The organism is Streptomyces sp. NPDC034111 (genome assembly GCF_055575375.1).
In genome coordinates, this window is the sequence record NZ_JBVIST010000002.1 from 37,309 (window position 1) to 63,276 (window position 25,968).

General features: G+C 70.9%; 19 protein-coding genes. 15 read left to right on the top strand and 4 right to left on the bottom strand.

Annotated features, from left to right (window positions below):
- Position 1: 1 nt before the first annotated feature.
- The 6 genes from ACZ55A_RS05920 to ACZ55A_RS05945 are packed head-to-tail and all read left to right on the top strand — an operon-like array spanning position 2 to position 5,572.
- The gene (locus ACZ55A_RS05920) at positions 2 to 1,456 is read left to right on the top strand and encodes an NAD(P)/FAD-dependent oxidoreductase (protein ID WP_468834854.1); all 1,455 of its coding nucleotides are present in this window, start codon (positions 2 to 4) and stop codon (positions 1,454 to 1,456) included.
- The gene (locus ACZ55A_RS05925) at positions 1,453 to 2,571 is read left to right on the top strand and encodes a hypothetical protein (RefSeq protein WP_468834859.1); all 1,119 of its coding nucleotides are present in this window, start codon (positions 1,453 to 1,455) and stop codon (positions 2,569 to 2,571) included. The genes ACZ55A_RS05920 and ACZ55A_RS05925 overlap by 4 nt, the downstream gene beginning before the upstream one ends.
- Positions 2,568 to 3,335, top strand: a complete 768-nt coding sequence (locus ACZ55A_RS05930) for a DUF6182 family protein (protein ID WP_468834863.1) — start codon at positions 2,568 to 2,570, stop codon at positions 3,333 to 3,335. The genes ACZ55A_RS05925 and ACZ55A_RS05930 overlap by 4 nt, the downstream gene beginning before the upstream one ends.
- Positions 3,313 to 3,948: a LysR substrate-binding domain-containing protein gene (locus ACZ55A_RS05935; protein ID WP_468834866.1), complete on the top strand. Its 636-nt coding sequence runs from the start codon at positions 3,313 to 3,315 to the stop codon at positions 3,946 to 3,948. The genes ACZ55A_RS05930 and ACZ55A_RS05935 overlap by 23 nt, the downstream gene beginning before the upstream one ends.
- Positions 3,945 to 4,739 carry an alpha/beta fold hydrolase gene (locus ACZ55A_RS05940; RefSeq protein WP_468834870.1) on the top strand — a complete coding sequence of 265 codons (795 nt, stop codon included), beginning with the start codon at positions 3,945 to 3,947 and terminating at the stop codon, positions 4,737 to 4,739. The genes ACZ55A_RS05935 and ACZ55A_RS05940 overlap by 4 nt, the downstream gene beginning before the upstream one ends.
- Complete coding sequence (locus ACZ55A_RS05945) at positions 4,733 to 5,572, top strand: class I SAM-dependent methyltransferase (RefSeq protein WP_468834873.1); 840 nt, start codon at positions 4,733 to 4,735, stop codon at positions 5,570 to 5,572. Before ACZ55A_RS05940 ends, ACZ55A_RS05945 begins: the two co-directional genes overlap by 7 nt.
- 45 nt (positions 5,573 to 5,617) lie before the next feature.
- Here ACZ55A_RS05945 and ACZ55A_RS05950 read toward each other — a convergent pair whose 3' ends face one another.
- Positions 5,618 to 6,499 carry a LysR family transcriptional regulator gene (locus ACZ55A_RS05950; RefSeq protein ID WP_468834875.1) on the bottom strand — a complete coding sequence of 294 codons (882 nt, stop codon included), beginning with the start codon at positions 6,497 to 6,499 and terminating at the stop codon, positions 5,618 to 5,620.
- A gap of 229 nt (positions 6,500 to 6,728) precedes the next feature.
- Between ACZ55A_RS05950 and ACZ55A_RS05955 the strand changes: the two genes are divergently transcribed.
- The 4 genes from ACZ55A_RS05955 to ACZ55A_RS05970 all read left to right on the top strand — a co-directional run bounded on the left by ACZ55A_RS05955 (position 6,729) and on the right by ACZ55A_RS05970 (position 12,033).
- The gene (locus ACZ55A_RS05955) at positions 6,729 to 7,169 is read left to right on the top strand and encodes a helix-turn-helix domain-containing protein (protein ID WP_468834877.1); all 441 of its coding nucleotides are present in this window, start codon (positions 6,729 to 6,731) and stop codon (positions 7,167 to 7,169) included.
- A 70-nt stretch (positions 7,170 to 7,239) separates the two neighbouring features.
- A complete protein-coding gene (locus tag ACZ55A_RS05960; protein ID WP_468834880.1) occupies positions 7,240 to 7,773 on the top strand; it encodes a hypothetical protein in 534 nt (177 codons plus the stop codon).
- A complete protein-coding gene (locus ACZ55A_RS05965; protein ID WP_468834883.1) occupies positions 7,770 to 9,005 on the top strand; it encodes an MAB_1171c family putative transporter in 1,236 nt (411 codons plus the stop codon). The genes ACZ55A_RS05960 and ACZ55A_RS05965 overlap by 4 nt, the downstream gene beginning before the upstream one ends.
- A gap of 58 nt (positions 9,006 to 9,063) precedes the next feature.
- Positions 9,064 to 12,033 carry a glycine--tRNA ligase gene (locus ACZ55A_RS05970; RefSeq protein WP_468836564.1) on the top strand — a complete coding sequence of 990 codons (2,970 nt, stop codon included), beginning with the start codon at positions 9,064 to 9,066 and terminating at the stop codon, positions 12,031 to 12,033.
- Between the two features lie 103 nt (positions 12,034 to 12,136).
- Here ACZ55A_RS05970 and ACZ55A_RS05975 read toward each other — a convergent pair whose 3' ends face one another.
- A complete protein-coding gene (locus tag ACZ55A_RS05975; RefSeq protein WP_468834886.1) occupies positions 12,137 to 13,213 on the bottom strand; it encodes a mechanosensitive ion channel family protein in 1,077 nt (358 codons plus the stop codon).
- Positions 13,214 to 13,647: 434 nt separating this feature from the next.
- Here ACZ55A_RS05975 and ACZ55A_RS05980 point away from each other — a divergent pair, with 434 nt between their 5' ends.
- From ACZ55A_RS05980 to ACZ55A_RS05995, 4 genes are read left to right on the top strand one after another with little or no spacing between them, the layout of a single operon-like run.
- Positions 13,648 to 15,126 carry a Dyp-type peroxidase gene (locus ACZ55A_RS05980; protein ID WP_468834890.1) on the top strand — a complete coding sequence of 493 codons (1,479 nt, stop codon included), beginning with the start codon at positions 13,648 to 13,650 and terminating at the stop codon, positions 15,124 to 15,126.
- A 6-nt stretch (positions 15,127 to 15,132) separates the two neighbouring features.
- Positions 15,133 to 17,262: a flavin monoamine oxidase family protein gene (locus ACZ55A_RS05985; protein ID WP_468834895.1), complete on the top strand. Its 2,130-nt coding sequence runs from the start codon at positions 15,133 to 15,135 to the stop codon at positions 17,260 to 17,262.
- Positions 17,259 to 19,151 carry an alpha-keto acid decarboxylase family protein gene (locus ACZ55A_RS05990; protein ID WP_468834898.1) on the top strand — a complete coding sequence of 631 codons (1,893 nt, stop codon included), beginning with the start codon at positions 17,259 to 17,261 and terminating at the stop codon, positions 19,149 to 19,151. The genes ACZ55A_RS05985 and ACZ55A_RS05990 overlap by 4 nt, the downstream gene beginning before the upstream one ends.
- Complete coding sequence (locus ACZ55A_RS05995) at positions 19,148 to 20,812, top strand: flavin monoamine oxidase family protein (RefSeq protein ID WP_468834901.1); 1,665 nt, start codon at positions 19,148 to 19,150, stop codon at positions 20,810 to 20,812. The genes ACZ55A_RS05990 and ACZ55A_RS05995 overlap by 4 nt, the downstream gene beginning before the upstream one ends.
- A gap of 114 nt (positions 20,813 to 20,926) precedes the next feature.
- Here the strand turns inward: ACZ55A_RS05995 and ACZ55A_RS06000 are convergent, their stop codons facing one another.
- Together ACZ55A_RS06000 and ACZ55A_RS06005 are read right to left on the bottom strand one after the other, a co-directional pair.
- Entirely contained in the window at positions 20,927 to 22,648 is a 1,722-nt protein-coding gene (locus ACZ55A_RS06000; RefSeq protein ID WP_468834904.1) for an acyl-CoA dehydrogenase family protein, read from the bottom strand.
- 277 nt (positions 22,649 to 22,925) lie between these two features.
- Positions 22,926 to 24,467: a hypothetical protein gene (locus ACZ55A_RS06005; RefSeq protein WP_468834907.1), complete on the bottom strand. Its 1,542-nt coding sequence runs from the start codon at positions 24,465 to 24,467 to the stop codon at positions 22,926 to 22,928.
- A gap of 190 nt (positions 24,468 to 24,657) precedes the next feature.
- Here ACZ55A_RS06005 and ACZ55A_RS06010 point away from each other — a divergent pair, with 190 nt between their 5' ends.
- Positions 24,658 to 25,938 carry a PucR family transcriptional regulator gene (locus tag ACZ55A_RS06010; RefSeq protein WP_468834912.1) on the top strand — a complete coding sequence of 427 codons (1,281 nt, stop codon included), beginning with the start codon at positions 24,658 to 24,660 and terminating at the stop codon, positions 25,936 to 25,938.
- Positions 25,939 to 25,968 lie beyond the last annotated feature (30 nt).

Here is a 25,968-nt window from a genome sequence, read left to right on the forward strand (position 1 = left end):
GATGGGGAGCGCGGTCATCGTCGGCGGCAGCGTCGCCGGTCTCTCCACGGCCCTCGCCCTCGCGGAGGCCGGATACCGGGTCCGTGTCCTGGAGCGGGCCGACCCGCCCCCCGAGGGCCCGCCCGGGCAGGTCGCGGCGGGCTGGCACCGCCCCACCGTTCCGCAGGCGAGCCACTCGCACACGCTGACCTCCCTCGGTGTGCGGGTGCTCCGGCAGCGGGCGCCGCAGGTCCTGGACGCGGCCCTGGAGGCGGGTGCCACACTGCTCGACCTCACCGACTGCGCGCCCCGGGCGCACGGCGGCTTCCGCCCCGAGCCGGACGACGCCGAACTGGCCGCACTGGCCGTCCGCCGTTCGGTGCTGGACCTGGTCCTGTACCGCGTCGTGCGCGCCGTGCCGGGCGTCCGGATCAGCCACGGCACGACCGTACGCGCGCTGCTGACCGACGACGGCGGCCGGCGGGCCACGGGCGTGGTGACCGGGCGCGGCGAGCGGGTCCCGGCCGATGTCGTCGTGGACGCCACCGGGCGCCGGGCACAGTCCCGGTCCTGGCTCGCGGCAGCGGGTGTCCCGGTCGCCTCGGACCGCACCGCGCCCTCGGACCTGCGCGGCTTCAGCCGTCACTACCGGTTGACCGGCACCGGCCGGCCGGGCCCGCTGAACCGGGGCAACGCGGCCGGCGGCATCTGGGGCCACTACGCCGGCGTGCTGCACCCCGGCGACAACGGCACCTTCGCCATCGCCCTGGCGGTGCTGCCCAAGGACCCCGCGATGACGGCACTGAGCAGCCCGGCAGGGTTCACCGCGGCCGCCCTGGCCACACCGTATGTGGCACCGTGGCTCGCCGCGGGCGCCGCGGAGCCGGCGGGTCCCGTGCGGTCGATCACCTGCCCGCCGAATGTGCTGCGAGGTGTCGCGACGGGCCGCCGGCGGCCGGTCGCCGGTCTGTTCTCCGTCGGGGACGCCGCCTGTGTCACCAACCCGCTGTTCGGCAGGGGCCTGTCGCTGGCGCTGGCCCACGCCTTCCAGGTGGCCGACATGCTCGGTGCCGCTCCGCGCGTGGACGAGGAGTTCGGTGCCCAGGTGGCCGCCGCGACCGAGGACCTGCTCGGCCCTTGGTACGAGCAGTCCGCGCAGGACGACGCGGCGCGTATCGCTGCCTGGAAGGCGGCCGTGCACGGCGAGGCGCCGGCGGCGCCGCCCGCCCCACCGGGGCCCCCGGGCCGCCCGTCGCTCCCCGAGGCGGCAGCGGCCGCGGCGGTGGACGGGAATGTCTGGCGCGGGGTGACCCGGGTGCTGATGAGCCTGGACACCCCCGGCAAGGTCTTCGACGCCCCCCTGTTCCGGGCCGGAGTGGCCGCCGCGCAGCCCCCGCCGGCACCGGCGGCGGCACGGCCGCCGGGCCGGGACGCGCTGCTGGACGCGGTCACCGCAGCGACGGGAGGGACCCGATGACCGGGCATCGCGTACTGCTGGCCCCGGTCACCATCACCCCGTCGAAGCCGCTGACGCCCAGCCACCTCAAGGGGCTCCTGTGGACCGATGTGATGTACCGGGCCACCGGCCACCTGGCCGAGGTGTCCTACCGCTACAGCCACACCACGTACGACCCGACCGAACAGACCCTGGGGTTCTGGGAGTACCTGGACCGCGTCGAGGGCCGGGCCGACTACTCCGGGATGACGGAGGAGGAGATCGGAGAGCTCTACGTCGCCTACCGGGCCGAGGGACGGCACCCGACCGCGGCGGCCCTGCGCCCGTACGCCGAGGCCGTGGAGCGCTACGGCTGGCGCCATCCGGCCGGGGAACGGGTGCTGGAGATCTGGGCGTCCCACTACGCACGCCTCGGCCTGCACGACCCCGGGCTGCTGGCGCACCAGCCACCCGGCATGACCCTCGACGAGGCGCTGGCCGCGCTCGCCGGACTCGGTATGTGCCTGGACCACCGGCGGCTCGGCGGACCCGTCTACCTGGACGCCACCCGCCACGGACTTCCCCTGCGGCAGATCGTCACCGCGGACGGGCGGCCCAACTACCTGGCCTGTGCGCTGCGTGAACTGCTGCCGCTGGCACCGCAGTTCGACGAAGTGGTGCTGCTCTACGACAAGGAGCTGGACCCCGACTACCAGTTGCTCGGCCGCGTACTGGAACGGCTCGGCCCGCCGGTGCGACGGCCGCCCATCGGCCGGGTGCCGATCGACGGGAAGATCCGGTCCGCACGCCACGGAGACTGGCACACCACCACCGCCGGGGCCCTGCTGAAGGCCGCCGCACGCGACCACGACGCCGCGGCCGTACGGCTCGGTATGCGCCTGTACTTCATCGCGACGCTGGGCCCAGGCCAGCAGCAGTCCTTCCGAAGCGACCTGCTGCACCAGTGCATGGCGCGCGCCGAACGGCTGCTGGCCGCCGCCCGTGAGGCCGGCGCCGACGCGGCCTGTGTGCCGGAGAGTCTGGCCCGCCACCGCCGCGACCACCTCTACGTCGACCCCTACCGCCTCACTTCCTCGCTCCTCGGCAAGCGCCGCCCCACCCCGCCCCTCGACCTGATCTCGTCGGTGTTCCTATGACCCTGTCCGCAGACCGTCTGCTGTCCCTCGCGGCCGAACGACTCCACACCGCGCGGCCGGAGCTGGCCGCACGCCATGACCTGTCCACTCCCGCGGCGTTGCAGGCCGTCAAGGCCGAGATCGCCGGGGCGACCGATCCGGCCCGGACGGCGGAGGCCGTGGTGGTGGCCGTCATCGGTGAGCTGGACCTGATCGGGTGGGTGCGCGAGACCTGCGCGTTCACCTGCTCGCTCGACGCCGAGCGCCGGCAGGCGTGGCGCCGCGCCTTCACCCGGACCGTGTATCTCGCCGGCTCTCCCGGAAACCTCCGGGACCGGTTCTCCTTCGACCATGTCGCGCCCGACGCGTCGGCCGCGTGGCTGGGCCCGGCGCCCGCCGCGGCCTCCCACGGGCTGCGGCGCCTGCTGAAGAGCTTCGACGGCCGGCGACCGCTGGACGACCTGTCCCCCGCGACCGTGGAACTGCCGGCGGGCCCCGGCCCCCGCTCCCGCCCTCCCCGGCACCGGACGTTGCAGCTCGTCACCGCCGGCCTCACCCTCACCGATGCCCTGGTCCACCTCAACCACCTGCTCGCCGAGGCGGTCATGGACGAGCTGATCGCTCCCGGCGACCGGATCACCGTGCGCGGCGTACCGCGGCTCGACGAGTCGTCGGGACCGTTCGCCGCGCTGCGCATCGACACCGCCATCGACTCGCCCGACAGGCTCCAGGCCTTCGCCGGGCTGACCCAGGAGACCCCTGATGCCGCCCCGTACCACCGCTGACACCGACCGCATCCGATTCGGCTACCACGGCTCCGCGGACCTCGTCCGCCGGCTGATCCATGACGCGGGCTTCGACGATCACGACGTCGTGCTGCGCCAGTACGACGTGACCGACCCCTTCCGCGCCCTGCGGTCGGGCGAACTCGACGTGATGACGGTCAAGTTCGAGGTGCGGGAGCCGGACCTGTCCGTCAGCCCGGTGCTGGCCCACGACCCACGGGCCGCCGTGGTCGGCATCGCCCATCCGCTCGCCGGCCGCGAGTCGGTGTCCATCGAGGAGCTCGCCGACTACGAGACGTTCGCCCGGCCTGGCCGGATGCCCGCCTACGTATGGGACGCCGTCGTTCCCCCGCACACCCCGGCCGGCCGGCCCCTGCGGCGTTGCCACCAGGTGTCGACGATCCCGCAGATGATGCGTCTGGTGGCGGAGTCCACCGCGGTGCACATCTCATTGGCCTCGCTCGCCGATGTGGCGCCGCCGGAGGTGGCGATCGTCCCGATCCACGACCTTCCCGGCGCGCCGGTCGCGGTGGCCTGGCGCCGCGGGGAGGAGCTGCCCGGCCATGTGCGCGCCTTCGTGGAGCGGGTGCAGCGAGGGGGCGGCGAACGATGACCCGCGCGGAGACCACCACTGTCGTCCTGCTCCATGCGCTCTCCCTCGACTCGTCGATGTGGCGGCCGCAGTGCCGCGCCCTTGAGCATCGCGGTCTGCGGGTGCTCGCGTTCGACCAGCGTGGATTCGGCGGCGCCCCGCTCGGTGCGGGCCCGCCGTCCCTCGACGCCGTCGCCGAGGACCTGGCCGCGGCGCTCGATGCCGGGGGCCACGACCGGGTCGTGCTCGTCGGCTCCTCCATGGGCGGCTATGTGGCGATGCAGTTCCTGCGCCGCCATGCCCACCGGGTGGACGGTCTGGTGCTGACCGGTACCAAGGCCTCCGCGGACTCCGCGGAGGCGGCGGCCCGGCGTGAGGGCTTCGCGCAGAGGGTGCTGGACGACCGGCTGCGGCCTGAACTGATCGCCGCGACCACGCCGTTGCTGCTCGGGGCGACCACCCGGGCCGAACGCCCCGAGGTCCTCCAGCGGCTGCTCGACGAGGTGGCCGCGGCGTCACCGGCGGCCGTGGCCTGGGCGCAACGGGCCGTCGCCGCCCGCCCGGACTCCTTCGACGTACTGCGCGCCACGACCGTTCCCGCGCTCGTGATCGCCGGTGAGGAGGACGAGCTGATCCCGCCGGACGAGGCGCGGCGGATGGCCGCCGCGCTGCCCCGGGGACGCCTTGTCACCGTGCCGCGCGCGGGCCACCTCCAGCCGCTGGAGGCACCGGATGTCTTCACCGGGACCCTGACGCGGCTGCTGGACGACATCGCCGGATACGAAACGCTGCCGGAAGGACACCTATGCTGACCGACGACCACCAGGCCTGGGGGTACGCCTCCTCGACCGGTCTGGGCTTCACCCACCGGGAGATCGTCGAGGCGCACTTCCGCGCCTGCGCCCCGCAGTACCGGCTGGCGCTGGAGGAGGCGGACCTCCGTCCGGGCAGCCGGGTCCTCGATGCCGGCTGCGGCAGCGGCACCTTCCTGCCCTGGCTGGCGGAGCTGGTCGGAGCCACCGGACGGCTGTCGGCGCTCGACCTGGCCGAGGAGAACGTCGGCCGGGTGCGGCAACTGGCGCAGGGGCTCGAAGCTCCGGTCGAGGTGACGCAGGGAGATGTGCTGCATCTGCCCTACGACGACAATTCCTTCGACGCCGTCTGGTGCGCCAATACGACCCAGTACCTCGGGGACGGCGAACTGGAGCGCGCGCTGGCGGAGTTCGTCCGCGTCGTGCGGCCGGGAGGCCGCGTGGTCGTCAAGGACCTCGACGCAAGCCTGATCACGGCCCGTCCGGCACCCCCGTTCCTCTTCACGGACTTCTTCCGGCGGGCCGCCGAATCCCCCGGGTACGCCCGGCAGTTGCTGCGCGCCCGCGATCTGCACCGCTGGCTGTCGCGGGCCGGCCTCGCCGCCGTACGGCAGCGCACGCTGCTGATCGAGCACTATGCGCCGTTCGATGCCGCGGTGCAGAGGTTCTACGGTCTGGCATGTGCGCGGGTGGCCGAACAGGCACTGGCCCTGGGAGGCGAAGAGGGCTGGCGCGGCTTCGCCGATCCGGATGCGCCGGCCAACCCCCTTCACGACCCCGGTGGCTATATCAGCGAGGGAAATGTCGTCGCCGTCGGAACAGTGCCCGGATAAGCCGCCGCCGCGGGTGCCGTCCGGTGCCGGACGGCATGCCGGGCTTCATGAAGGCTGGAGGACGGCGAAGGGGTACGAACCCAGGGCCTCGCGGATGGACTTCAGGGCGGCCTCGGCGTAGTCCGCCGGTACCCGGGAGGAGATGGCCAGTCCGGTCGGCACCGGCCCCGGCGGCGCGGGCAGGTGAGGGGAGATCGCGGTGGGCAGCCCCCACAGCTCGTCCGCGTTGGCCACCAGGCAGGCGACCCCGAGACCGGCCTGAATGGCGGCCCGCAGTCCGATGAGCTCGGGCCCTTCGTAGGCCCGCTTCCACTTGATCCCGGACTCCTCGAAGGCCGCCAGGGTCCGCCCGCGCAGGGTGCACGGTTCGGTGAAGAGCACGAGGGGCAGCGGTGCGTCGTTCCCGATCGCCGGCCGCCCGAACCAGGCCATCTCGATGTGCCCGATCTCCTCGACGCGGTAGGCAGGGTCCTCCCACGGGTTGATGAGCAGTGCCAGGTCCAGGCTGCCGTCCGACAGCTGCTCGGTGAGCGATTCGCTCACTCCGGTGCGTATGGTCACCCGGGAGTCGGGTGCCACCCGCTTCAGGCTCCGCAGGATCGCCGGGAGCGCGTCGCTGAACTGGTCGGAGATGCCGAAGGAGATGTGCATACCGTCGCGTGGGGGTGCGAACCGCGCGACGGCCTCGTCGTTGAGGGAGAGCATCTTCCGGGCATAGGCGAGCAGCTCCTTGCCGGCCGGACTGAGGCGCATGTTGCGCCCGGTGGTGGCGAAGACAGGCTGTTTGAGAAAACCTTCCAGGCGCCGTATCTGCTGGCTCACGGCCGGCTGCGTCAGATGCAACGCCTCCGCCGCGCGACTGAATCCCCCCAGGTCAACGATGGTCGCCAGGGTCCTCAGCGTTCCGATCTGCAGGTCGTGATTCATTCGTTCCCCCGCTTCCCGTAAGGAGCCGGCCGTCGACCCGCACAACCGTCAACTGACGATTGATCAGCTAACTTGGTCCGTTACACATGAGTCGATGACCGCTACGGATCAGGGACTGTAAACAGCACCTTTGATCACTGTCAACTGGTATAGGATGCAGGGGAATTCGGGTTCCACACTAGTGTTGATGTTAGGTTGCTCTTATGCCCAACGGGATGGAGGGGTGGTCGTGACCGATACGGGCAACACGTCAGGACGCGCGCTGGCCGACAAGTTGAACCACCTCTTCGACACGGTGATTCCGGCGGGTCGCGGCCCCTACAGCTCGGAGGAGGTCGCGCGCGCCATCACCTCGGACGGCGTCCCGATCTCGGGCAGCTACATCTGGCTGCTGCGCAGGGGGCAGCGGGACAACCCGACACTGCGTCATCTTGAGGGGCTGGCAAGGTTTTTCGGCGTTCCGCCGGCCTACTTCTTCGACGACCAGGTGTCCCAGAAGGTCAACGCGGATCTCACGCTTCTCACCGCCCTTCGGGACTCACAGGTCCAGCAGGTCGCGCTCCGCACCGCGGGACTGTCCCCGCAGACCCTCAGCTCGATCAGTGAAGTCATCGAGCGCGTACGGGAGTTGGAGGGTCTCCCCCGTCACCCGACGCCCGGGGATTCCTAGCTACGAAGAGGTACGTCGGGTCCCTGATGTCGGCCAGACGTGAGCATCGACCGAACCAGGGGGGCAGTCAGTGAGTTCTCGGGCGATGAACCGGCGCTGTAGAGCTCTGGTCCGCGATCTGGAGATCACCTCGCCGCTGGACATGCGGGCGCTGTGCGACCGCGTGGCCCAGCACACCGGCCGGCCGATCCGGCTGGAGCCGATAGCGCTCCCGCCCCATGGCCCGTGCGGCCTCTGGGTCGCGGTCGGCGAGACGGACTACATCTTCTACGAACAGGAGACCAGCCGGCTGCACCAGGAGCACATCATCGCCCACGAGTTGGGGCATGTGCTCTGCGACCACCGCACCAGCGCGGCAGTGGGTGAGGAATCGTCACTGCTGATCCTCCCCAACCTGGACCCCCGGATGGTCACGCGGGTGCTCCAGCGCACGCAGTACAGCAGCATGGAGGAGCAGGAGGCCGAGGTCATCGCCTCACTGATCCTCCAGGAGGCGCACCGCAGGACACTCGAACCCACGTGGACGGTGCCCTCGGGCTCCGCCGAAGTGATCCAGCGGCTGGACCGCTCACTGCGGCACACCCGCAAGGGCGACCACCGGTGAACGTCTACCTCCACCCGCTGTGCGCCGTCGTCGCCTGGCTGGCGTTCGCCTACAAGCTCAGCGCCTTACGGAAATCACCCCGCGACTACGCACTGATCGCGCTGTGCGGCGCGCTGCTGTTCTCTGCCCTCAGCTTCACCGTGGCAGACCCCTCCCGCTACGACGACGTCGACCGGTTGATGGGCGTCCCCAACTGCGCAGCGCTGCTCTCCATGGGGTGTGTGGTGGTGCTCCTGGCGTGCCAGCAGGTCGTCCTCACCTTCTGGGCGCACCCGCCCGGCCTGGCCTGGCGCAGGGCGCGGCCCAGAGTGCTCGCCGCCGGTCTCGTACTCGCCGTGCTGATCGGCCTGTTCGCGGCGATGTCGCCCTCCGAAGAGCGGCCGAAGGACTTCTCGCTGCACTACTCCGGCCAGCCTCTCTACGCCGCCTACCTCCTGATCTTCCTCGTGTTCTACACGGTCGGCGAGATCGAGACCGGACGGCTGAGCCACCGCTACGCCAAGGTCTCGCACCGCCTGTGGCTGCGCAGAGGGCTCCGGCTCACCGCCGCCGGGTCCTGGCTGACCCTCGGCTTCAGCCTGATCCGGATCACCGACATCGTCCTGTCCGGCTCCTCCACGGCCCTGCGGCCACTGGAAGCGGTCGCCTGGGTGTGCGGCGACGTGGGCGCGCTGCTGACCCATATCGGCTGGACGCTCCCCGGCTGGGGGCCGGCACTGAGCGCTCCGCGCCGCTGTCTGCGTGCCAGGCGCCAGTACCGACAACTGCGCCCCTTGTGGAACGTGCTGCACGAACTCACACCGACGATCGAACTGACCGCCCCGGCGAACGGATTCTGGAGCAGATTCCGGCCCTCCACCCTCGAGTTCAAGGTCTACCGCCAGGTCATCGAGATACGGGACGGCCAGCTCGCGCTGCGTTCGTACACCGATCCCGAAGCCGTCCGTATCGCGCGGGAACGGGCCCGGGCGGCCGGACTGACCGGCAAGGACCTCCAGGCGATAGAGGAAGCGGCACAGCTCGCCTCCATGGTCAGATCCCGGGAACGCAATGCGCTGCCCTCGGCGCATCCGGTGCCGCGTACCGCCACCGGGCCCCAGGGGTCCGACCTCACCGACGAGATCAACTGGCTGGTCAAGGTCGCGGACGCCATGAAGAACTGCCCCCATGTAGCCGCCGGTGTGGAGGGCAGCCAGGCCGGCCTGGTCCCGTCCGCGGCCCACCGGCCCTGAGAACCGACCGCACACCGTATTTCCACCGACAGAGCCCTGGAGGGCGCGCGTGCCCACGATGCAAGACACCCTGCTCACACTGAACTCCTACTGGGCGGAGCAAGGGTGCCTGATGGCCCAGCCGATGAACAGTGAGGTCGGAGCCGGAACCCTCAACCCCGCAACGTTCCTCAGGGTGCAGGGCCCGGAGCCCTGGCGGGTCGCCTACCCCGAGCCGAGCGTGCGCCCGGACGACGCTCGCTACGGAGAGAACCCGAACCGGCTCCAGACCCACACGCAGTACCAGGTGATCCTCAAGCCGGAGCCGGGCAACGCCCAGGAGCTGTATCTGGGCAGCCTGCGGGCGCTGGGGATCGACGTCGCCGCGCACGACATCCGCTTCGTCGAGGACAACTGGGCCTCGCCCGCACTCGGCGCCTGGGGGCTCGGCTGGGAGGTGTGGCTGGACGGGCTGGAGATCACCCAGTTCACCTACTTCCAGCAGGCCGGCGGTATCGCGCTCGACCCCGTCTCCGTGGAGATCACCTACGGCATGGAGCGGATCCTCATGGCGCTCCAGAACGTGAGCCACTTCAAGGACATCAGCTACGCGCCCGGCGTCTCCTACGGGGAGATCTTCGGCCAGGCCGAGTACGAGATGAGCCGCTACTATCTCGACGACGCCGATGTGCGGACCCAGCACGCGCTCTTCGAGACCTACGCCGACGAGGCCCGCCGGATGCTCGATGCCCGGCTGCCGGTCCCGGCGTACACCTATGTGCTCAAGTGCTCCCACACCTTCAATGTGCTGGACGCCCGTGGGGCGATCTCCACCACCGAGCGCGCCCGGGCCTTCGCCCGGATGAGGGCGCTCGCCCACGATGTCGCGGGCCTGTGGGCGGCGCGGCGCGCGGAACTCGGCCACCCGCTCGGCACCGCCGGGGCCGGGCCCGCCGCGCAGCCGGCGCCGTCCACCGGACCGGCACCGTCCGGCCCCGCCACGCTCGCCTTCGAGATCGGCGTCGAGGAGATGCCGCCGGCGGAAGTGGGCCGCAGCGCGCGGGCGGTCGAGGAAGCCCTGACGGAGAAGCTCGCCGGCACCCGGTTGCGGCACGGCGCGATCAGCGTCGTGGCCACCCCGCGCCGGGTGGTGGCGCTGGTCGAGGACGTGGCGGCCCAGGAGGACGATCACCAGCGGACGGTGCGCGGCCCCCGGGTCGCCGGCGCCTTCGACGCGCGGGGGGAGGCCACCGAAGCGGCCCGTGGCTTCGCCCGCAGCCAGGGCGTCGAAGTGGGCGCTCTCGGCCGGGCCGTCTTCGGCGCCCATGAGCACGTCGTCGTCACCCGCCAGGTGAGCGGCCGGCCCGCGCTCGAAGTGCTCGCGGAGATCCTGCCCGAGGTGGTGACCGGGCTGCGCGCCGAGAAGAACATGCGCTGGAGCGCCCCCGGCCTCGTCTTCACCCGTCCCATCAGGTGGCTCCTGGCGCTGCTCGGCGACCGGACCGTGCCCTTCACCGTCTCCAGCCTCGCGGCGGGCCGGACGACACAGGTGCACCGCGATGCGCCCTCCCCCACGGTCGAGGTGCCTTCGGCCGAGGGCTACCCGGCCTTCCTGGCGGAGCACGGCATCCTGGCCGACGCGGCCGAGCGCCGCCGGCTCGTCGAGGAAGGTGCCGGGCGCCTCGCCACCGAGGTCGGTGGCCATGTCGACCTCACGCAGTACAGCGGACTGGTCTCGGAGATCACCGACCTCGTCGAACGGCCCGTTCCGGTCCTCGGCAGCTTCGACCCGAAGTACCTCGAACTGCCCGAGGAGATCCTCACCACCGTCATGCGCAAGCACCAGCGGTACCTGCCGGTCCAGGACGCCGAGGGCCGACTGCTGCCGCACTTCATCGCGGTGGCCAACGGCAACTGCGACCAGGACGTGGTCCGCGCGGGCAACGAGGCGGTACTGCGCGCCCGGTACGAGGACGCCGCGTTCTTCTGGCGCGCCGACCTTGCCACTCCGCTGACCGGGATGCGCGACAAACTGGCCCTGCTCACCTTCGAAGAGCGCCTCGGCTCGATGGCCGACCGGGCGGGGCGTATCGCGGCCGTCGCGGCACGCCTGGCCGAGGCCGTCGACCTGGGACCGGAGGACCGGCAGGCGCTCGACCGCGCCTCCGGGCTGGCGAAATTCGACCTCGGCTCCCAGATGGTCACCGAACTCTCCGGACTCGCCGGGGTCATGGCCGCGGAGTACGCCGTGCGCGCCGGTGAAGGGGACGCCGTCGCCACGGCTCTCCTGGACATGGAACTGCCGCGCTTCGCCGGAGACAGACTCCCCGCCACCGGCGTCGGCGCCCTCCTGGCCCTCGCGGACCGCTTCGACCTCCTGGCGGGCCTCTTCGCGATCGGCTCCGCCCCCACCGGAAGTTCGGACCCGTACGGGCTCCGCCGTTCCGCGCTGGGTGTGGTCCACATCCTGCGCGCACGCCCCGAGTTCGCCTCCCTCACGCTGGAGCGCGGCTTGCTGATCGCTGCCGAGCAGCAGCCCGTCCCCTGTGCGAAGGAGGCGCTCGACGACGCGCGGCACTTCGTGCTCCGCCGGTTCGAGCAGCAGCTCATCGACAACGGCCATCCGGTCGCCCAGGTACGCGCGGTCCTCCCGCAGGGCGGCAGCCCGCTCCAGGCGGAACAGACCCTCACCCAGCTGGGCTCGCTGCTCGAAACCCCCGGCTTCACGGCCCTCGTCGCCGCCATGCAGCGCGTCCGTCGCATCCTCCCGCCGGATGCCGCACCGTCCTACGACCCTGACCTCTTCGAGACCGCCGCCGAGCACGACCTCCACACCGCCGTGGAAAAGCTCCGCACAACCCTCGGCGACACCCCCCGGCTGGACCGCTTCGCCGCCGAATCGGCCGGGCTCGTCACCGCGGTCAACGGCTTCTTCGACCAGGTCATGGTGATGGCCAAGGACCCGGCCCAGCGCGCCAACCGGCTCGGCCTCCTCTCCGCACTGCACTCCCAGGCGGAACACGTCCTGGCGTGGGACGAACTCACCTGACGACCGCACCACTCGCAACAAGGCGCCGGACGGGAACTCTTGCCCGTCCGGCGCCTGTTGTGCCGGGTGACCGGGGTGCGGCTCGCCGCGCCCCGTCGCACCGCTATCCCACCGGGTCCGCCATTCCGCGCTGGTGGGGTATCGCGGGGGCGTCGGACTGCTGGAGGGCAACGGTCCGGGTAGGAGCGGGGATTCTGATGCCCTCGGCCCGGTAGCGCTGGTGGAGGCGCTTGATGAACTCGTGCTTGATGCGGTACTGGTCGCTGAACTCGCCGACGCCCAGGATCACCGTGAAGCCGATCCTGGAGTCTCCGAACGTATGGAAGCGGACGGCCGGTTCATGGTCGGGGAGGGCGCCGGTGACATCGGTCATCACGCTCTCGACGACCTCGATGGTGACCCGCTCGACGTGTTCGAGGTCGCTGTCGTAGCCGACTCCCACCTGGACCAGGATCGACAGCTGCTGTTCCGGCCGGGTGAAGTTGGTCATGTTGGTGCCGGCCAGCTGGGCGTTGGGGATGATCACCAGGTTGTTGGAGAGCTGACGCACCACGGTGTTGCGCCAGTTGATGTCGACGACATAGCCCTCCTCGCCGCTGCTGAGCCGGATGTAGTCGCCGGGCTGCACCGTCTTCGACGCGAGGACATGCACGCCCGCGAAGAGGTTGGCGAGGGTGTCCTGCAAGGCCAGGGCGACCGCGAGGCCTCCGACGCCCAGCGCGGTGAGGAGCGGGGCTATGGAGATGCCCAGGGTCTGGAGCACGACGAGCATGCCCATCGCCAGCACCACGATGCGGGTGATGTTGGCGAAGATGGTGGCCGAGCCGGCCACCCCGGACCGGGACTGGGCCAGGGACTTCACCAGACCGGTGATCACCCGCGCCGCGGTGACCGTGACGACCAGGATGAGCAGTACGGTCAGCGACCGGTTGACATTGCGTCCGACCGTCGGCGTCAGCGGCAGCGACGCGGTCGCCGCGGCCAGTCCGGCGCAGATCGCCGCCCAGGGCACCACGGACCGCAGGGCCCCGACGATGACGTCGTCCCCGCTCCACCGCGTCCTGAGCGCATGCTTGCCCAGCCACCGCAGCATCGCCCGCAGCAGCAGGCCGGCCACGATGCCGGCGGCCAGCGCGGCCCCGGCGACGATCAGGTCGTGCAGCGTGACCGCCCGGTTCACCGGCCGGCTCCCACTGCTCCCAGGAGCTGCCGTGCTGTGCGCTGGATGTGATGTCTGGTCACGTGCCACCTGCTTGTCTCTAGGTCTGCGAAGGTGCCGAGGCGTGTGAAGACACCAGGGCACGATCCGCCATCCTGCCGCATGCGCATTGGCGGGTGGCGCGTGGGCCGGGGCGGAGGGGATCACCGGTCCTTGTTCGACGGGGACTCACCGGAACGGGTGACCCGGTACTCCGCTTGGCCCCGGTGCTTCTGCGAGGTGGCCGCTTCGGTGTTGGGCTGGCGGTACAAGCCGTGCACCGGCTGACTTTGGTGTGCCCTTGTGACTGTTTTCGACATCAACTTCCGGCACCACTTCCGCTTCGGCATTCCACGACTGGGATTTCGCCTGCGCGCGAACCCCCCGAAGCGCGCGAAGCCCCATGAAGGAGAAGCGTGACCACCATCTCAGCGCGCCCCACGGCAGCACCGGAAATCGAGCAGCTTCCGGAGCCGCCGCTGCGCAGATCCAGGGAAATCCAGGGCAATATCCTGGCCGCGTTCAACAAGGACTACATGGCGTTCCGCTATGTACGGTTCCCCGACGACAAGGGCGTCGGCGGCCGCGGCTGGCTGTCCGTCATGCTGAACACCGTCTCGGTGACCGCGGCGGTGGAGGACTTCAACGAGGAGTTCTCGCTCTCCCGTCGGGCCTACGGCCAGGACCCCTCCATCATCGCCACCTGGGTCGGGGTGTCCCTGACCTACCAGGGCCTGCTCCAGGTCGCCCACGAACCGGACAAGGTCAAGCAGGACCTGGCACCCTTCGAGGCGTTTGTGACGGGCGCGGCCGGAAGGGCTGCGCAGCTGGGCGACGACGGTACCAGCGCGCCCGCGGAGTGGCACTTCGGCTCGGACCAGAAGAGCGTCCATGCCGTACTGATCGTCGCCGCGGACACCGAAGAGGCGCTGAACGAGAAGCTCGGGAACATCGCCGCCGCGGATTCGGCGCACGGGGTGACGCTGGTCCATCAGGACGACGGCCGCACCCTGACCGGAGAGCTGCGCGGGCACGAGCACTTCGGGTACAAGGACGGGATCTCCCAGCCGGGGGTCAAGGACTTCCACCGGGAGGACCGGGACAACCCCGGTGTCCGGGAGAACCGGACGGGGTCCACGCTGGTCGAACCGGGCGAGTTCGTCTTCGGTCACAAGAGTGAGAGCGGAGAGCCGCCGCAGGGGCCCAAGTGGCTGGACAACGGTTCCTTCCAGGTGGTGCGCCGGCTGCGGCAGGACGTCCCCGGCTGGAACGAGGCCGTGGTCCGCGAGGCAGGCAAGTTCCAGCCCAAGCCCCTCACCCCCGATCTGCTGGGGGCGTGCCTGGTCGGCCGTAAGAAGGACGGCACCCCGCTCGCCCAGGGTCAGAACCCGGTGACCGGCGTCGGTCCGGACAGCAACGACTTCACCTACGAGAACGACCCGGAGGGGAAGCAGACCCCGTGCGCCGCGCACATCCGCAGGACGCACCCCCGCCACTTCGAGTCCACCCAGCGGCACCGCATCATGCGCCGCGGCATTCCGTACGGGCCCGCGTACACCGGGGGCAAGGACACCACGGACCGCGGCCTGATGTTCGTGTGCTACGGCACCTCGCTGGAGCGGCAGTTCGAGTTCGTCCAGCGGGCCTGGTCGAACAACCCCGCCTTCCTTCCCGGGGCGAGCGGCGCACCCAACGGCCTCGACAAGGTGACCGGCACCCTCCCCCAGGGCGGCTCCGGCAGCCCGGACGCCCACATCGTGCTGGCCGACGGCGAGAAGGGCACCGTGTCGATGAACCGGTTCGTGCAGACCACCGGCGCGGTGTACGCGTTCACACCGTCCATCAGCACGCTGCGCCGGCTCGCCGCGAACGAGCCCCTCGACAGGAAGGCCTGAGTCACGATGACCGACACCCGTCATGACATCCGCACCGGCCACACCGGGGCCGAGCGCGCCGACGACAAGACCTACCAGCAGCTCGCCCGCGAACTCCTGCTGGTCGGGCCCGAGCCGGCCAACGAAGACCTCAAGCTGCGCTACCTCGACGTACTGATCGACAAGGGGCTGGAGCCCCCCGCCACCCGCAAGCGCATCCTGATCGTCGGAGCGGGCATCGCGGGCCTGGTGGCCGGCGATCTGCTGACCCGTGCCGGGCACGAGGTGACGATCCTGGAGGCGAACGCCAACCGCGTCGGTGGCCGGATCAAAACCTTCCACGCCAAGAAGGGCGAGCCGCCGCCCTTCACCGACCCCGCGCAGTACGCGGAGGCCGGGGCGATGCGCCTGCCCAGCTTCCATCCGCTGACCCTGGCCCTGATCGACAAACTCGGCCTCAAGCGCCGGCTGTTCTTCAACGTCGACATCGATCCGAGCACCGGTAACCAGCACGCCCCTGTGCCTCCGGTGGTCTACAAGTCGTTCAAGGACGGCAAGATCTGGACGAACGGCGAGCCCAGCCCCGAGTTCCGGGAGCCGGACAAGCGCAACCACACGTGGATCCGCACCAACCGCACGCAGGTCCGCCGCGCCCAGTACGCCATGGACCCGTCCCAGATCAACGAGGGCTTCCACCTCACCGGCTCCGAATCGCGGGTGACGGCCGCCGAGATGGTCAACCAGGCCCTGGAGCCGGTGCGCGACTACTACTCCGTACGGCAGAGCGACGGGACGCGGGTCAACAAGCCCTTCCCGGAGTGGCTGGACGGCTGGGCCGAGGTCATCCGGGACTTCGACGGCTTCTCCATGGGCCGCTTCCTGCGCGAGTACGCCGGGTTCAGCGATGAGGCCGTCGAGGCGATCGGGACCATCGAGAACATGACCTCCCGGCTGCACCTCGCCTTCTTCCACAGCTTCCTGGGCCGCAGCGACATCGATCCCACCGCCACGTACTGGGAGATCGAGGGCGGCAGCCGGCAGCTCCCCGAAGCGCTCGCCAAGAACCTGAAGGACCAGCTCGTGATGGGCCGGCGGATGACCCGGCTGGAGTACTACGACCCGGGCCGCGACGGCCACCGAGGCGGACTCGCCGGGCCGGGCGGCCCCGCCGTCGCCGTCCAGACCGTGCCCGAGGACGACCCGTACGGAGAGGTGGAGACCTGGACCGGTGACCTGGCGATCGTCACCGTCCCGTTCTCCAGCCTGCGGTTCGCCACCGTGACCCCACCGTTCTCGTACAAGAAGCGCCGCGCCGTCATCGAGACGCACTACGACCAGGCCACCAAGGTGCTGCTGGAATTCTCCCGCCGCTGGTGGGAGTTCACCGAGGAGGACTGGAAGCGGGAGCTCGACGCCATCGCGCCCGGTCTGTACGAGTACTACCAGCAGTGGGGCGAGGACGACGCCGAGGCCGCGGTGGCGGTACCGCAGAGCCTGCGGGACCTGCCCACCGGACTGCTCGGCGCGCATCCGAGCGTGGACGAGAAGCAGATCAGCAGCGAGCAGGTGGAGTACCACCGCAACGCCTCGCTGCGCGGGGGCGTACGGCCGGCCACCAACGCGTACGGCGGCGGTTCCACCACCGACAACCCCAACCGCTTCATGTACTACCCCTCCCACCCGGTCCCCGGCAGTCAGGGAGGTGTGGTGCTGGCCGGCTACTCCTGGTCGGACGACGCCGCGCGCTGGGACTCCTTCGAGGAGGCCGAGCGCTATGTCTACGCGCTGCGCAACCTCCAGTCGGTGCACGGCCGCCGGATCGAGGTCTTCTACACCGGTGCCGGCCAGACCCAGAGCTGGCTGCGCGACCCGTACGCCTGCGGTGAGGCGGCCGTGTACACCCCGCACCAGATGACCAGCTTCCACCTCGATGTGGTCCGGGCCGAGGGTCCTGTGCACTTCGCCGGTGAGCATGTTTCGCTCAAACACGCCTGGATCGAGGGGGCGGTGGAGACGGCCGTACGGGCCGCCATCGCCGTCAACGAGGCGCCCGCGGCGGACGAGAGCGCCTTTGGCGCGGGAGCCGCGGGATCCCGCGAGCGCGCCGCCTCGGCCACTTCGCAAGGCCGGACCCGAGAGGGGGTGCTGACGTCATGAGCACTTCTCCGACCTGCACCGTGGCCGAGTACCTGGGCCGCAGACTGGAACAGCTCGGCATCACCCATCTGTTCGGCGTGCCCGGCGACCATCTGGGCCCGTTCCTGGCGACGCTCCACGCGAAGACCTCGGTGCGCTGGGTGGGCACGCCCACCGAGGGGGGCGCGGGCCAGGCGGCGGACGGTTATGCGCGGGTGAAGGTCGCCGATGCGCAGCTCGCCCTCGGTGAGCAGGGCATCGGCGCGGTCGCCGTGACCTACAGCGTGGGCGCGTTCAACCTGCTCAACGCGATCGGCGGCGGCTTCGCCGAGTATGTACCGCTGATCGCGATCAACGCGGCCCCCTCGTACGAGCAGTGGCTCAACCAGCAGGAGATCGGCCTGCTCACCTCGCACATGTCCCAGCGCCCGGCGAGCAATCTGGAGGTCTACCGCCAGGTCACCGTGGACGCCCAGGTCATCTCCAACCCGGGTCTGGCGCCCACCCAGATCGACAGCGCGATCACCGCCTGCCTGTCCCACCGGCGGCCGGTCTACCTGGAGGTCATGGACGACGTCTGGGGGGCGCAGTGTCCTGCGCCCGAAGGCCGGCTGACGCGCCGGGAGCGGCCCTTCACCGCGAAGAACCAGCGCATGCTGGACCGGGCGGTCACCGCGTGCGTGGAACTGGTGCGCAGCCACGGCAATCCGATCCTGTGGGCCGGTGAGGAGATCGACCGGTTCCGGCTGTCCGACGAGTTCGAGGCGCTGGTACGCGAGACCCGGATCCCGTTCTGCACCACCATCGGCGCCAAGTCCGTGGTCTCCGAGTACACCCCGGGCTTCTCCGGCGTCTACAACGGCAAGGCCAGCCATCCGGATGTGGCCGCGGTCTTCAACAACGCGGGCTGCCGGATCGGGCTGGGCTCCTGGGCGACGTCGAAGAACCTCGGCGGGGCGCAGTCGATCGGGGACGACTGGGCGATCGCCGCCCACGACGGGGTGCATGTCGGGGCCTCGTACTTCCCCGATGTGCAGCTCGCCCGGTTCCTCCCCGCACTGCGGGAACGTCTGACCGCCGAGTTCGGTGCGGGTTCCTTCTCCGCGGACTACTTCGCCCGTGCGCGCAGCGCGGGCCTGGACGTCCCGGAGACCACCGCCGCCCACCTGGCCGGCCAGACCGGCGGGCCGTACCCGGAGAACGTGACGTACGACAGCTTCTTCCGGCACATCAATGCGTTCCTCGCCGCGCAGACCACCGAGCCCCCCAACGAGCGCACCAACCCGTTCACCGTGGTGTGCGACGCGGCGTTCGCGCTCATCGGCTCGATGAATCTGCGGATGGCGGAGCGCGCCTCGTACGTGGCGCAGAACAGCTGGCTCTCCATCGGCTACTCGGTCGGCGCGGCCACCGGCGTGGCGCTCGGCCGGCAGCACGCGGACAAGCGCCCGATGGTGTTCGTCGGGGACGGCTCGTTCCAGGAGACGTGCCAGGAGATGTCCACCCATGTGCGGCACGGTCTGCGCCCGGTGGTGTTCGTCCTGGACAACGAGGCGTTCTACGGGATCGAGCAGATGCTGGTCCAGCCCTGTTACTACAAGGAGGGTGCGGGGGCTCCGCCCTCCGACGGTGCCGAGTTCTACAACGAACTGCACCCCTGGCAGTACGACAAGCTCGCGGAGGTCTTCGGCTCCGCCAAGCACCCGATGAGCGGTTTCGCCGTCCGTCGGCACGACGCGCTCGAAGCCCTGCTCCAACGGATCGCCGAGCCCGCCGACCCGGTCAACCAGGGGCCGGTGGTCGTACGGGTGCAGCTGGCGCGGCACGACTATCCGGAGGCCATGAAGTACAAGATCATCGAGAACTGTCCGCCGTCCGGCGGCACGCCGGCGGAAGGAGACGAGGGATGACCCGGCCGAACCGCCAGGGGTCCGCGGCGGCCGCCACCGTCGACGACTCCGCGAAGGCGCTCCGGCACGCCATGAGCGGTCTGTCCGGGCCGGAGGCCACCGGCTGGACCGGCACCGTCATGCCCGACGGAACCCCCGGCGCGGGCACGAAGGTGCTGATCCTGGGCGCCGGCATCGCGGGCCTGACGGCCGCCTACGAGCTGAGCATGCTCGACTACGACGTCACCGTCCTGGAAGCGCAGGACCGCGTCGGCGGGCGCAACCGCACGGTGCGCAAGGGCGACAAGCTCTTCGAGCTCGACGACCACGGCGCCGTCACCCCGACGCACACCTGCGACTTCGACGACGGTCTGTACCTCAACGTCGGCCCCGGACGGATCCCGTACCACCACCGGCGGGTGCTCACGTACTGCCGTCGATTCGGGGTGGACCTGGAGCCGTACATCATGGAGACCACGGCGAACCTCGTCCGTCCGCCGCAGGCCGAGGTGGCCTGGCGCAACCGGCGGGTGGCGAACGACACCCGCGGCCACCTCGCGGCGAAGCTCGCCGAGTCACTGGTCAGCACGGACACCTTCACCGGTCAACTACGGGACCTGCTGCGGGTGTTCGGTGCGCTCGACCCGAACGGCAAGTACCGCGGGTCCACCCGCTCCGGGTATCTGGACCGGCCCGAGATCGAGGAGTTCCCGGTACCGGCCCCGCCGCTGTCGTTCGAGGAGCTGGTCAACTCGGGCTTCTGGAAGACCCGTTTCTACCAGCCGGTCGACTATCTGTGGCAGGCCACGATGTTCCAGCCGGTCGGCGGCATGGACCACATCGTCACGGCGCTGGCGCGCGAGGCCAAACGGGCCGGCGCAAAGTTCGTGCTCGGCGCCGAGGTCAGGAAGATCGAGATCGACCCGCGCGGACTCTCCGTCGCGGTCACCTACCGCAGCAAGGGCAACGAGGAGGTGCACACCAACGCCCGCTACTGCGTGAGCAGTATCCCCGTCCCGGTGCTGCGCAAGCTCCAACTGACCCACTTCTCCGACCCCTTCCAGCACGCCCTCAGCGTGGTGGAGTTCGAGAAGACTTGCAAGGTCGGCTGGCAGGCGAACCGCCGGTTCTGGGAGGGCGACCTCGGCGGCACCGACGACACCGAGGGGATCTACGGCGGTATCAGCTGGACCGGCCACAACATCACCCAGATGTGGTACCCGTCCCATGGCTATTTCTCGGACAAGGGGACGCTGACCGGCGCCTACAACTTCGGGAGCGCCGCCGACACCCTCGGGAAGCTGCCGCCGGCCAAGCGCCTGGAGTTGGCCCGCGAGGGTGCCGCACAGCTGCACCCGGAGTTCAAGGACCGCTCCGTCGTCCCCGACAAGAAGGGGCTCTCCATCGCCTGGCACAAGGTGCCGTACCAGCTGGGCGGTTGGGCGGCGTGGAAGCCCCAGAAGGAGGAGCACAAGAAGGCCTACAAGCAGCTCCTCCAGCCGGAGGGCACCGACGCGTTCTTCGTCACCGGCGATCAGATCTCGCCGCTGCCCGGCTGGCAGGAGGGCGCGATGATGTCGGCCCACTACGTCATCCAGCAGATCCAGGGCATCATGCCCCTGAGCGCACCCGAGGAGGTCGCCGTACCGGACTCGGTCGCCCTGACGCAGGGTCTGTTCTGAGGCCTCTGAGGTCTCCGAGCCGGTACCGAGTCCGTTCTGAGCGGTCCCCGCAGGGGCCGGGTCGGCGTCGGCCGGCCCGGCCCCTGCCCGTGTGTGGGGCCCGCTGTTCCCTCGTTACGGCGCCATCTCGTACGCCCCGGCCAGGGCCTCGACCCGCTCCCAGACGCGCGCCGAGCGGGCGTCGTCGACCACCGGGCGCCGGACCGCGCCCAGGGCCCAGCTCTGCTGGTCGGCGGTGGCGGAGTCCTTGCCGTGCAGCTCGACGGCGTGCGCGGAGAAGTCCCGTACGAGGACCGCGAACAGCTCGTCGAGCACATCCTGCTCCAGGCCGGTCAGCTGCGCCTGCTCCAGGATCAGCTGGCCGTGCACCACCAGCGCGAACAGCTGGCCGACGGCGAGCAGCAGGTCGAGATCGCGGCTCTGCTCCTCGTCGGGGGCGGCGGTGGTGACGAACTCGCACAGGGCGTCCGCCTGCTCGCGGAAGCGGGCGACATTGGGCACATGGGCGTAGCCGTCGTAGGCGGTGCGCCAGTCGTGGAAGCGGATGGCACCCAGACCGCGGGCCGGTCCCTGGCGGAAGAGGAACGCGTCGTCGGCGGCGTCGAGCCGGGTCGGCACCGGCGGGTACTCGGCCGGGTTCAGCAGGTGGTTGCCCATGAACTTGAGGATCAGCGCGAGATTGACGTGGACCGTGCCCTCCAGTTTCGGCAGGCCGCGGATCTCGGTGGCGGCCTGGGCGAAGTAGGTGTCCTTCTCGAAGCCCTTGGCGGCGATGACGTCCCACATGAGGTCGATGACCTTCTCGCCCTCGGTGGTCACCTTCATCTTCGTCATCGGGTTGAAGAGGAGGTAGCGGCGGTCGTCGGGGCCGGCGGAGCGGAAGTAGTCGACGGCGCGGTCGCTGAACAGCTTCATCCCGACGAGGCGGACATAGGCGTCGGTCAGCTCGCGGCGTACGTGCGGGAAGGCGGTGACCGGGCGGCCGTAGAGGATGCGGTTCTGCGCGTGGGTGACGGCCTCGTACATCGCGTGCTCGCAGATGCCGATCGCGCCGGTGCAGAGGTTGAACTTGCCGACGTTGACGGTGTTGAGGGCGGCGTCGAAGGCGGCCCGGCCGGTGTGCAGGATGTCGCCGGCGGCGACCGGGTAGTCCTCCAGACGGAACTCGCTGACGTACTTGGAAGAGTCGACGACGTTCTTCACCAGGTGGTACGCCGGGTGGCGGCTGTCGGCGGCGAAGAAGACATAGCCGTCCGGGCCCTCGACGTCGGTACGGCGGCCGAAGACGGAGACCAGCCCGGCGGCGTTGCCGTTGCCGATGTAGTACTTGGAGCCGCTGGCCCGGAAGCCGCCGTCGCCGTCGGGCTCCAGCAGCATGTCGGTGGAGTAGATGTCGGCGCCATGGGCCTTTTCGGACAGTCCGAAGGCGAACACCTCGCCCTGGGCGAGCAGTTCCGCCGCGCGGGCGCGCACATCGGCGTTGTCGCTCTGCCAGACCGGGCCGAGACCGAGGATGGTGACCTGCCAGGCGTACCAGTAGTCGAGCCCGTAGAACCCGAAGATCTCGTTGAGCGCGGCGATCCGGGCGGTGTCCCAGCGCTTGTCCTGCTGTCCGTCGGCGGCGGAGGCCGGCGTGAGGAAGGTCGCGAACAGCCCTTCCTTGGCGGAGAACGCGAGGAAGTCGGCCAGCCAGGCACGGGAGCGGTAGTCCTCGATCAGCCGGCGCTTGCCACGGTCCTCGAACCAGTCGACGGTGGCGCGCAACAGCCTGCGGGTCTCGGCATCGAAGTGTGCCGGGTCGTAGGTGCGCGGGTTGAACAGCAGCGGGTCGGCCACGGTGCTGCGCCTCTCTGGCTCGGGTGTTGAGGTTGTGGCGCGGAATCTTCACGGCGAGTGGTGCCGGACGCTCTCGAGCGCCATACCCCGATCCTTCTATGCAACGAGTTGCATAAACAAGGTGCGCCGCCCGGGTGAGACGTGGCTCACCCGGCCGTGCGACGACATCCGGTCACCGACCGGCCGGGTGAGCGCACACGGGTCCGCACCCTCCCGCCCGGACGGCGGGAGGGTGCGGTGACCGGCCGGCTTCTCCGGCCGTCGTGGAACCGCCGGCTCAGGCCGGCGGCAGCTTCCCGTGGCCGAAGAGCTTGCGCTCGTCGTGCAGGGCGAACGGTGTGGTCCTGAGGTCGACGATCTGGATGCCGAAGATCTTCAGTTGCAGCATCAGTTGCGTCTTCAGGTCGTAGCCCGCGCTGAGCGCCCACGCCGGGGCGCCGCCGCCGGTGGCCGCCGCGGCCCGTCCGGTGAGGTGGACGGAGAGGTCTCCGCCGACGCCCGCGGTGTCGTAGAGGAACACCTGGGCGTGCGCGCCGACGCTGGCCGTCGCGGAGGCCGCGCCCTCGACCCGGGGAGCGGCGCCCTTGGTCTGCTGGCGCGCCTCATGGAGCGGCTGCCAGCCGTGCCCGCGGTCGTACTTCGCGCCGACGGCGAACGAGCCGGAAGTGCGCTGGTCGGCGTCGAGCACGATGCGCCCGCCTGCGGTGAAGCGGTAGGTGAAGGTGACCTCGGTGCTGACGACGACGGGGACCGGGCCGACCCAGAAGACATGCCGGCCGGTGACCGCCGCGAGCGGCACCGCGACCTGTCCGGTGTCGGCGGTGCCGCGCACCTTGCCGTGCACCTGCCACCCGTAGGAGTACGAGCCGCCGAGCCCGACGGCCGCGCGCTCCGGCAGCAGGTTCAGCCCGCCGCGCTTGTCGTACTGGAAGATCAGCTCAGGCCGGAACGTCACCTCGCCGGAGAGCCGGGCGGGAGACTTACCGGTGGCTTCCACGCCCTTGGGCAGCGGCACATTGACGCCCAGCCGCAGGGTGGTGAGCCCCTTGCGCGCATCGGGCGGCAGCGTACTTCCCGGGGAGGTGGCGGCCGGGTGCTTCGTGCCGGTGAGCCCGCTGCGCGGCGCCCCGGAGGCGGAGGCCGACGGGCTCGGGGAGGCTCCGGCCGAGGCGTCCTGGCCGTCGCCGGCGGGCGTGCTCGGCCCGCCGGACGGTGCGCTCGCACCGTCGGACGGCGTGGCCGGGCCGGTGCCGCCCTGGCCCTGGCCGGCCGACGGGGTGCGCACGGAGACGCCGGACGAGAGCGGCTTGACGGTGAGTTCGCCGGCCCGCAGCGCCGCGCGCTGGTCGACCTTCCGGTCGCCGAGCAGCTCCGAGAGCGTGGCGGGGACGGTGGTCACCCGGACCTCGCCGCCACGGGAGCCGGTGACCTTGCCCACCTTGAACAGCGCGCCCGCGGGCGCGTGCCGGTTGGGCGCGGCGGCGATGACGTCCCCGGTGCGCACGGTCTTGCCGGCGGACGGCTTGAGCACCGCCTGCTTGCGCTGGACGTCGTACGACGAGAGCTGTACGGAGACCGAACGGCCGGAGCCGGCGGGCGCGCCGGACGGCTTGGCGACGACGGCGCCCTCCGGTCCGGAAGCTCCGGCACCGTCGTCCGGCACGCTGTCCGGGTCCGCGGATTCGGCGGCCCGTATACCGGCCGGGGACGAGCCGGGGTCGCCGGAGCCGGAGAGCAGGGCGTGGGCGCCGAGGGCCGCGGGGACGAGTACGCCGACCGCAGCGGCGGGCACCGCGATACGGCGCCAGGAAACAGCCATGGAATTCCTTGGGGTGCGGGGGGTCTTGGGGTGAAGCGGGGCCGCCCGCCGGCGCCACGGACGGATCCTGACGACGGCACACATGTCGTCCCGGATCGAACGTCTGTAGGGATTCGGGCGGCTTCCTCGTAGCATGGCGACGAATGATCGCTTTCGCCATGGGGAAAGACACCGAGTCGGGAGGGGACGGGTGGAGACTTCCACAAGGGTGCCGGGGGCCGTTGCCGCTCTGCACGCCGGGATCGACGCCCTCACCGACGAGGTCATCCACGCCCTCCGGGCGCAACTCCCCTCCTACGCGGCGGTGTCGGCGGACCAGCTCCGGCCGCGGGTGACCGCCTCGCTGCGCAACGGCCTGTCGCTGGTGCAGCGCTGGTCCGGCGAGCAGCAGCGGTCACCGCGGGACACCGGGGACGGCGGCGGCCCGGCGTACGACCTCCCGGCCACCCATCTCGACGAGGTGACCGCGCTGGCCCGCTCCGTGCCCGTCGAGGACATCATCTCGGCGTACCGGATCGGCTCGGACATCGTCTGGCGGCGGTTCGGCGAGGAGATGGCGGCCCGGCAGGGCACCGCCGAAGAGCTGCTGCCGATCGCCGAGACGCTCCGGGCCTGGGCGGCCGCCACCACCTTGCGCATCATCCGCAGCTGTCGCGCCGACCTCCAGCGAAGAACGGTGACCGACCGCCGGCGGGCGGCGCTGGTGCGCGCGCTGCTGCTCGGCGAGACGCGGTGGGGCGAGCACCGGGCCGACGGCCACGCCGATGCGGGGGAGCTGGACGGCGCCTACGACCACAGCGCGCTCCGCCTCCCGTTCCGGGCCCGGCTGCCCGGCCCTCCCGGGGCCGACGGCACGTACGGCGCCCCGCACCCCGCCCCACGGGTTCCCGGCAGCGACTCCACCGACGCCGCCCTCGCCCGCACCATCGATCTGCTGCGCCCCTGGCTCGCCCTGGACGCCTCCGGGAAGCCGCTGGTCACGACGGTGGACGGGGACGCGGCGGGGTTGCTGGCCGGGCGTCCGGAGGGACTGTGCCGGGGTCTGGTGGTGGGGCTGGGCGCCCCGGCGCCCGCGTCCGGGCTCGCCACGGAGTTCATCCGGGCCACCCAGGCCCTGCGCGCCGCGGTCGGCTCCGGCCTCGTCGGGGTGTTCACCCATGAGGAACTGGGGCTGCGGGCCACGGTCGTGGCGATGCCGGCCGTGGGCGAACAACTCGTACGGCTGCGCCTGGCTCCGCTGGCCGAACGGGGCGAGGACGGCAGCCAGTTGGAGGAGGCCGTGGCCGCCTACCTACGGCAGGGCATGCGTCTGGAGGCCGCCGCGCGCGTGCTGTACGTCCACCCCAATACGCTGCGCAACCGGCTCCGGCGCTTCGAGGAGATCACCGGAACCAACCTGCGCGACCCGGCCGATCTGGCCGAGGTGTGGTGGGCGCTGACCCACCGCAGGATCCACGGCCCGGCAAGCTGAGGCAAGCGCCTCCGGCCCCCTGCCGGTCAC